The sequence below is a fragment of the Allobosea sp. LjRoot9 genome (assembly GCF_964252745.1).
GTDB lineage: Bacteria > Pseudomonadota > Alphaproteobacteria > Rhizobiales > Beijerinckiaceae > Allobosea.
Genome location: NZ_CAXUPC020000004.1, coordinates 503320 through 511377, shown reverse-complemented (window position 1 = coordinate 511377; position 8058 = coordinate 503320). Strand labels below are relative to the sequence as shown.

The 8058-nt window shown below is 65.1% G+C and carries 6 protein-coding genes; 3 read left to right on the top strand and 3 right to left on the bottom strand.

Annotated features, from left to right (window positions below; all coding sequences use genetic code 11):
* Positions 1-79: 79 nt before the first annotated feature.
* The gene (locus ACSQ3P_RS19730; protein WP_436167180.1) at positions 80-1276 is read right to left on the bottom strand and encodes a Gfo/Idh/MocA family oxidoreductase; all 1197 of its coding nucleotides are present in this window, start codon (positions 1274-1276) and stop codon (positions 80-82) included.
* A 9-nt stretch (positions 1277-1285) separates the two neighbouring features.
* Positions 1286-2245, bottom strand: coding sequence for a PDR/VanB family oxidoreductase (locus ACSQ3P_RS19725; RefSeq protein WP_436167179.1), 960 nt, complete (start codon positions 2243-2245; stop codon positions 1286-1288).
* A gap of 72 nt (positions 2246-2317) precedes the next feature.
* Here ACSQ3P_RS19725 and ACSQ3P_RS19720 point away from each other — a divergent pair, with 72 nt between their 5' ends.
* From ACSQ3P_RS19720 to ACSQ3P_RS19710, 3 genes are all read left to right on the top strand, one after another.
* Entirely contained in the window at positions 2318-3697 is a 1380-nt protein-coding gene (locus tag ACSQ3P_RS19720) for a Rieske 2Fe-2S domain-containing protein (RefSeq protein ID WP_436167178.1), read from the top strand.
* 114 nt (positions 3698-3811) lie between these two features.
* On the top strand, positions 3812-5284 hold the full coding sequence (locus tag ACSQ3P_RS19715) for an aldehyde dehydrogenase family protein (protein WP_436167177.1): 1473 nt from the start codon (positions 3812-3814) through the stop codon (positions 5282-5284).
* Positions 5285-5456: 172 nt separating this feature from the next.
* Entirely contained in the window at positions 5457-7244 is a 1788-nt protein-coding gene (locus ACSQ3P_RS19710; RefSeq protein ID WP_436167176.1) for a thiamine pyrophosphate-binding protein, read from the top strand.
* Here the strand turns inward: ACSQ3P_RS19710 and ACSQ3P_RS19705 are convergent, their stop codons facing one another.
* The gene (locus ACSQ3P_RS19705; RefSeq protein ID WP_436167175.1) at positions 7245-7811 is read right to left on the bottom strand and encodes a MarR family winged helix-turn-helix transcriptional regulator; all 567 of its coding nucleotides are present in this window, start codon (positions 7809-7811) and stop codon (positions 7245-7247) included.
* Positions 7812-8058 lie beyond the last annotated feature (247 nt).

Here is an 8058-nt window from a genome sequence, read left to right as displayed (position 1 = left end):
GGGATGCGAAAAAGTGGGAACCGGTTTTTCGCATCCTGCTCTAACTCCTTGATGAGAGCCTATCCTGGCCGGATGTCGGTCAGGGCGCGACCTGATGTCCGACGGGTATTTCGCGCCCCGAGCCGGCCGATTCGAGAATGGCGAGGCAGACTTCCAGCGTCGCCATGCCCCATTCGCCGGAATGCAGTGGCGCAACATTTCGCCTGACCGCGGCATGGAGTTCGTCGAGCACCTCGGCACGCGGAACCAGCGGCGCCGGCAGGGCTTCGAGCCAACGCCGGTCGTCGCCATAGATCATGACGCCATCGGCCATTGGCCGCAGGTCGGCCTTTTCGCACGACACGACGATATGACCGAAGTGGTTGTGCGCCGCCGGGGCGGCCCGTGTCCCGGTCGTGCTCTTGGCGATGCCGTAGGCGCGGGTGTTCTTGAGCGTTGCTTCCTCTTCCGGGGTCGCGACGCCGGCGAGCCCGCGGCGAGCTGCGCCATAGCTTTCGGGATCGCGCTTCTGGCCGAGTTCGCCGAACCAGCCGAGCTGCTCGTCGCTGTCGTAGCGGCCATAGCCGCTATAGGTCAGGGTCGCGCTGACGCCGTCGGCGAAGGTGAGAAAGGCCTGGTAGGCGCCTTCCGTCGGACGCGCGGGATCGAACCGGCCGGTGGTGGCGCGGACGGTCGAGACGAGCCCACCCGCCAGCAGGCGCACCACGTCGACCTGGTGCGCTGCCTGGCTGAAGACGACGCCGCCGCCCAGCGATGTGTCGAGTTCTTCGGGACGGCGCGGCCGGTAGAGGAAATCGGTGTAGTTCATGGCGACGATCATCCGCGGGGCGCCGAAGCGACCGGAGCGGATCAGCTCGGCCGCGCGCAGATAGGGCGCGTCGAACGAGTGGCTATGGCCGACCATAAGATGGATGCCCCCCAGGCGCGCCGCTTCGATCATTGCCTGGCAATCCGCGAGCGTCAGTGCCATCGGTTTCTCGACCAGGATGTGCTTGCGGTGCTTCGCCGCCAGGCGGACATGTTCGACATGGAACTGATGCGGCGAGGCGATGTAGAGCGCCTCGACGCCCGGATCGGCGCAGAGCATCTCGACATCGTCATAGGTCCGCGCGACCGCATCCGGGGTCGAGAAATCCTGTTCGAACTGCCGGCGCGCTTCCTCACGCGGGTCGGCCGCAGCGACCAGCCCGGCGAGGGGGTGCTGCGCCAGAGTCGGCAGCATCAGCATGAAGGCGCGGCCGAGGCCAACCACTCCAAGTCGCAAGGGGGTGTTCACGTCGGGCTCCTACAGGTCCAGCACCAGTTCCCGGGATTTCGCCCTGGAGACGCAGATCATGATGTTGCGGGCGCGCTCGTGCTCGGCCAGGGCCAGGTCGCGGTGATCGGCTTCGCCGGCGATGAGCTTCGTCCGGCAGGTGCCACAGGTGCCGCTCTCGCAGGAGCTCGGTAGCACCTTGCCGGCCTCGCGCAGGACCTCCAGGATCGATTTGTCCGCCGGCACGGCATAGGTCTCGCCACTATTGGCGAGGCGGACGGAAAACGGAACATTGTCCTCCGCGCGGACCCTGGCCGCGCCGAAATCCTCGAAATGCACGGCGGCAGACGACCAGTGCCCGGTCATGTCGCGAACAGCTTCCATCAGCCCGCGCGGGCCGCAGCAATAGAGATGCGCGCCTTTCGGCTCCTCCAGCACGGACCAGAGATCATAGGCCTTGTCGGGGTCGCCGCCATCATGGTGGATCACGACCTTCCCGCGGAATTCCGGCCCGGAGAACTCGTCTCGGAAGGCCATCATCTCTGGCGTGCGGGTGAAATAGTAGAGCTTGAACGGCTTCGCCTTGGTGGCCATGAGGTGCTGGATCATGGCGCGGATCGGGGTGATGCCGATGCCGCCGGCGATGAAGATGTAGCTCGCCGGGCCGGGCTTCAGCTCGAAATCGTTGCGTGGTGCGGATATCGCGATCTCGTCGCCGATCTGCGCCCGCTCGATCAGGCTGACGGAGCCGCCGCGCCCGCCATGCTCCTTCTTGACCGCGATGACATAGCGCTCAGTCTCGGTCGGGTCGTTGCAGAGAGAGTATTTCCGCATTTCCCCGTTCGGGACGCGCACGCCGAGATGCGCGCCGGGCGTGAAAGGCGCCAGCGGCCCGCCGTCCGGCGTGCGCAGCTCGAACAAGCATATATCCTCCGCAACCGCTTTTTTCTCGGTGATCCGGAGCCGGATCGTCTCTGTTTCCTCTGCCATTTTCACCTCCGCCCGCCTCACTCGACAAGCGTTTCAAACCGGACTAATCTCAGACTTAGATATCTAAGTAATATGCTGCTGGCTAGCCCCGGCCGTGAACTGGAGGAACCGATTGTGCTGAACCACGAGGAAAACGAGCTGCTCTGCCGCGTCGAAGGCGACGCCCCGATGGGACAGCTGATGCGCCGCCATTGGGTGCCGGCGCTGCTCTCGGAGCAATTGGTCGAGAGCGACGGCGCTCCGGTCAGGGTCCGCTTGTTTGGCGAGGATCTTGTTGCTTTCCGCAATACGGACGGCCGTATCGGTGTTCTGGGAGAGTACTGCCCGCACCGGAAAGCGTCGCTGTTCTTCGGCCGCAACGAGGAATGCGGCCTGCGTTGCCTCTATCACGGCTGGAAGTTCGACGTGGACGGCAAGGTGCTGGAGATGGTCTCCGAACCGGCCGAAAGCGGGTTCGCGGACAAGGTCCAGCACAAGGCCTATCCGACGCAGGAGGCCGGCGGCTATATCTGGGTCTATATGGGCCCGAAGGAGCTGATGCCGGAATTCGAGGCTCCGGCCTGGGCGCCAACGCCGGAGGCCAAGGTCTCGATCGTCAAGATCGACCTGCCCGTCAACTGGGCGCAGATCATGGAAGGGCAGATCGATTCCGCCCATTCATCCAGCCTGCACTCCTCCGACATGAAGCCGGCGCGCGTCGCCACGGCCGGCGCGACGGCGACGCACTGGACACGACCCTCGACTGACAAGAACCCGCGCATCCAGGTGCAGCTCACGAATTACGGCTTCCGATACGCCGCGATACGCCGGCCGATCACCAATGCGCAGACGCATGACTATATCCGCCTGACCGTCTTCGTCGCGCCCTTCGCGGCGCTGATCCCGCCCAACGCGTCCTACAATGTCGCGACCGTGATCGTGCCCAAGGACGATGTTTCGAGCTATTTCCACTTCATCGCCTGGGGGAATGACGACTGCATCGACCAGGAGAGCTGGCGCAAGTTCTGCGTCGCGCAGGTCGGCATCGACCTCGACAAGACCTACAAGCCGATGATCCGGAACAAGGCCAATAACTATCTGCAGGATCGCAAGGCGATGAAGCTCGGCGATTTCACCGGCGTGCCGGGGATTCCCAACCAGGACATCATGATGTGGGAGTCGATGGGGCCGATCGCCGACCGCACCAGCGAGCGGCTCGGCGCCAGCGACATCGCAATCGTGCAGTTCCGCCGTGTGATGATCGACGCTGCCCGCAAGCACGCCGAGGGCGGCGAGGCGATCGGGCTGATCGAGCCGCATTTGCCGCAGGCGAAACTGCGCTCCTATCAGGGGATCGTGCCCAAGAGCGAGGACTGGCGAAAGCTCGGCGCTTCGAACGAAGAAGTCGCGCTGCTCGACGGCATGGAGCAGGACGAAACCGAGGCCGAGATGGCGGCAGCCGCCGACGGCTGAGCGGTCGTCACCGCCATTCGGGTCTGGCTGCCAAAGCCTAAAAGTCTTGGAGCTGTCGGCTCGCACGGGGGAAAGTCGCGCGCGTCTTCCAATGTTGCCGCGAGGTTCAAATCCATGCTCGACACTCTCGTCGCCCCGGCCGGGCGGGGTCTGTACTATGGCGGCGGCTGGCACCATCCGCGCGCCGGTCGCTATGTCGAGACCCGCAATCCCGGCTTGAACGAGCCGATCTGCGCGGTGGCGGATGCGGATGCGGCGGATGTCGATGCGGTCGTTGTCGCGGCGCGGGCGGGGTTCAAGCTCTGGCGCAAGGTCGTGCCGCTGGAACGGGGCCGGATTCTCAAGGCCATCGCCGAGATCGTGCGCAGGAATGCGCGCGAGCTGGCGGCGCTCGACGCGGCCAATTGCGGCAACCCGGTCAGGGAGATGATAGGCGACGCCGCGATCGCGGCCGCGCAGCTCGACTTCTTCGGCGGCCTCGTCACGGAGATGAAAGGCGATACCATCCCGATGGGACCCGACGCCCTGAACCTGACCGTCCGCCAGCCGCTCGGCGTGGTGGCGCGCATTCTCGCATTCAACCACCCCTTCATGTTTTGCGCCGGAAAGATGGCAGCTCCGCTGGCGGCAGGCAACGCGATCATCATCAAGCCGCCGGAGCAGGCCCCGCTGTCATCGTTGCGGCTGGCCGAGCTCGTCGAAGGGCTGTTGCCCGAAGGGGTTTTCAGCGTGGTGCCGGGCGGGCGCGAAGCCGGCGCGGCCCTGGCTTCCCACCCCGGCGTCGACAAGGTCGCAATCATCGGCAGCGTCGGCGCCGGCCGCGCCGTGATGAAGGCGGCGAGCGACACGATCAAGCCCGTGCTGCTGGAGCTTGGCGGCAAAAACGCGCTGATCGCCTTCGGCGACGCCGATCCCGACAAGGTCGCCGACGCGATGGTCGCAGGCATGAACTTCACCTGGTGCGGCCAGTCATGCGGCTCGACGAGCCGGGCCTTCGTGCACAAGGACATCTACGAGGAGGTGCTCAAGCGGCTGCCTCGGAAAGTCGCGCGCTTCGTGCCCGGCATTCCGACAGACGATGCGACCACAATGGGAGCGATCATCAGCGGTGTGCAGCACGAGCGGATCATGGGTTTCATCGCATCGGCGAAAGATGAGGGCGCGCGCCTGATCTGTGGCGGCGCGACGCCGTCCGATCCGCGTCTCGGCAAGGGCTTTTACATCGAGCCGACGATCTTCGCCGATGTCGCCCCAACCATGCGGATCGCACGCGAAGAGATCTTTGGGCCCGTGCTCGCGGTTGCCCCCTGGGCGGACGAGACCGCCATGCTCGAACAGGTGAACAGTGTCGAATACGGCCTGACCTGTTCGATCTGGACCAACGACCTGACCAGGGCGCATCGCACTGCCATGGAGGCCGAGGCCGGCTTCGTCTGGATCAACGAGGTCTCGAAGCATTTCCTCGGAGCGCCTTTCGGCGGCTGGAAGCAGTCGGGCATCGGGCGGGAGGAATGTCTCGGCGAACTCATCTCCTTCACGCAGGAGAAGAACATCCATATCAGCCTGAAAGGTGGCGCGCCCAATTAGGCGCAATCCGTCTGCCCGGCGGGCGTCCTCTCGCTACGACGCCCAAAGCAATCGAGCTTGCAGCCAAACCGAATCTCGGCGTCCCGGCGCTTTTCCGCCCAGAGGAATACCGGTTCAGCCGACGCGCCGCGTGATGCGGCGGCGATAGAAGACCGTGCCAGTGAGGAAACCGATGAGTGAGACTGTCCTATCTGGAATCGACGTACCGATTCCCTCCGCCGATAATGGAGTCTGGGGAAGCGACGTGGTCGCGCAGATGCTGCGTAGGCTAGACATTCCGTATGTGGCGTTGAATCCCGGCTCGAGCTTCCGCGGCCTGCATGACAGCCTCGTCAACCATCTCGGCAACGAACGTCCGCAGATGCTGCTTTGCCTGCACGAGGAGCACGCGGTTGCTGTCGCCCATGGCTATGCCAAGGTAACCGAGCAGCCGATGGGCGTGATCCTGCACAGCAATGTCGGGCTGATGCATGGAACGATGGCGATCTACAATGCCTGGTGCGACCGCGTGCCGATGCTGATCATGGGCGCGACGGGCCCGGTCGACGCGGCCGAGCGCCGGCCCTGGATCGACTGGCTCCATACCGCCAAGGATCAGGGTGCGCTGATCCGTCCTTATGTAAAATGGGACGATCAGCCGGTCTCCGTGCCAGCGATGATCGACTCGTTCATCCGCGCCGCGAACCTGACCCGAATGACACCGAAGGCGCCGACCTATGTCTGCCTCGACGTCTCGATGCAGGAGACCCGGCTCGACGAGATGCCCGCTCTTCCCGATCCCGCGCGCTTCGCTCCGGTCTCCGCCTCGATCCCGGCGGCGGCCGATATCGAGAAGGTGGCCGCGCTCCTGCGCGCTGCGAAGAGCCCGCTCCTGCTGCTCGGCCGGGTTTCGCGCAGCACGCGCGACTGGGCGCGCCGGGTGGCGCTGGCCGAGCGGCTCCAGGCCGCTGTACTGACCGACATCAAAACGGGTGCGGCGTTCCCGACGGATCACGCGCTCCATGCCGCCAAGCCGGGCTATTTCCTCGACGAGACCGCCGCCGATGCGATCCGGGCCGCCGACGTGATCGTTGCCTTCGACTGGGTCGATCTGGGCGGCACTTGCCGCCAGGCCGGCGGGCCGCCGACTGCTACCGTGATCAATATCTCGCTCGATCACCATCTGCATAATGGCTGGAGCATGGATCATCAGGCCCTGGTTCCGGCCGATCTCCATCTGGCGAGCGAGCCCGACCTCGCCCTGCACCTGATCGCGGACGCGCTGGGCGTAGGGCTGGGCAAAGAGCCGGACGTGCTGACCGCGCTGCCGGCCCGCAGGCTGGTAGCCGATCAGCCGCTCGACGTCGTATCGCTGGCCGCCGCGATCGGGGAGGTGCTGCGTGATGAAGTCATCAGTCTCGTGCGGCTGCCGCTCGGCTGGGCCGGCGATTCCTGGCATTTCCGGCACCCGCTCGACTATCTCGGTTCGGATGGCGGTGCGGGCATCGCGTCCGGTCCCGGAATGCTTGTGGGGGCCGCACTCGCGCTGAAAGGCTCGGGTAGACTTCCGGTCGCGGTTCTGGGCGATGGCGATACGATGATGGGTGTGTCGGCGCTCTGGACCGCGGCTCACTACAAGCTTCCTTTCGTAGCCGTCGTTTCCAATAATCGATCGTTCTTCAATGACGAGATCCACCAGGAGCGCGTGGCGAAGCAGCGCCAGCGGCCGGTCGAGAACAAGTGGATCGGCCAGCGGATCGACGAGCCGGACATCGACATCGCCGCGATCGCGCGGGCGCAGGGGTTGGTCGGGATCGGTCCGGTCCTGACCACCAAGGCGCTGACCGAGGCTGTCGGCGAGGCGGTCAAGGCGGCCAAGGCCGGCGCCTCGGTTGTGATCGATGCCAGGGTTTTGCCTGGCTACAATCCGGCCATGGCCGCGGGGATGACCCGGCATGGCGGAGAAGCCGCGAAGGACTGATCAGCCCTCCAGGTCGGCGTCCGGCGAAAGGGTGCCCAGGTTCCGCTGAACTGCCGCGAGGTAGCCGAGGAACCTGACGCGGTCCTCCGGGGTGAAGCCTGCTGTGGCCTGCTGCACGACCTCCGCCGCAAAGGGCATCAGAACGTCTTCGAGCGCTCTGCCCTTCGCGGTCAAAAGGACATTGAGCTTCCGCCGATCCGTGTCGTCCCGTTCTCGCGTGATGAGCCCGGCGCGCTCCATTGAAGCCAGGGCCGTCAGGGTCGTGGGCTCCATCGTCCCGATGCGGCGCGAGAGTTCGCGCTGCGTCAGGCCGTCCTCCTGCCAGAGCGCGCGCAGGAAATACCACATCCCCGGGCTGACACCGTGCGGCTCGATCTTGGCCTGCAGGTAGCGCTGCGTCGCGCGGTTCGCCATGCGAAGCTGGTACCCTACGCTGCTCTCGAATGGCAGCTCGGGCTTCGGCTCGGTCTGGATTGCAGCGGCCGCCTTGCTTGTCCCGGGCATCCAGTTTTCGATTCGGCTGATCGTTGCGACGGCGCCAGTATAGACGCTGATGGCTCGGCGCATCTATGCCGTTATGTGCCGCGGCCCGAGGGCCGATTGCCTCAACGGCTGCCGGCCTTTGATTGTGCTGTAGTCTGAGCCGGTTCGGCGAGTACCCATCTCGAAAAGTTTGAGAGGCCAAGCGAGAAAATCTTGGACCTTGGCGGTGTCCGATCATTAGTTTCGCAACCAAGCAGGCCGCTGCACAGAAGAAGAAGGGCCGCGTTTGGGGACGATGGGAATGCCGCCATATCCAAAGGACCCTCGGCTC

Bases quoted from the DNA above. Each gene is read 5' to 3' on its own strand.
- ACSQ3P_RS19725 (WP_436167179.1), bottom strand. From the start codon at position 2,245: ATGGCAGAGGAAACAGAGACGATCCGGCTCCGGATCACCGAGAAAAAA.
- ACSQ3P_RS19720 (WP_436167178.1), top strand. From the start codon at position 2,318: ATGCTGCTGGCTAGCCCCGGCCGTGAACTGGAGGAACCGATTGTGCTG.
- ACSQ3P_RS19715 (WP_436167177.1), top strand. From the start codon at position 3,812: ATGCTCGACACTCTCGTCGCCCCGGCCGGGCGGGGTCTGTACTATGGC.
- ACSQ3P_RS19710 (WP_436167176.1), top strand. From the start codon at position 5,457: ATGAGTGAGACTGTCCTATCTGGAATCGACGTACCGATTCCCTCCGCC.
- ACSQ3P_RS19705 (WP_436167175.1), bottom strand. From the start codon at position 7,811: ATGCGCCGAGCCATCAGCGTCTATACTGGCGCCGTCGCAACGATCAGC.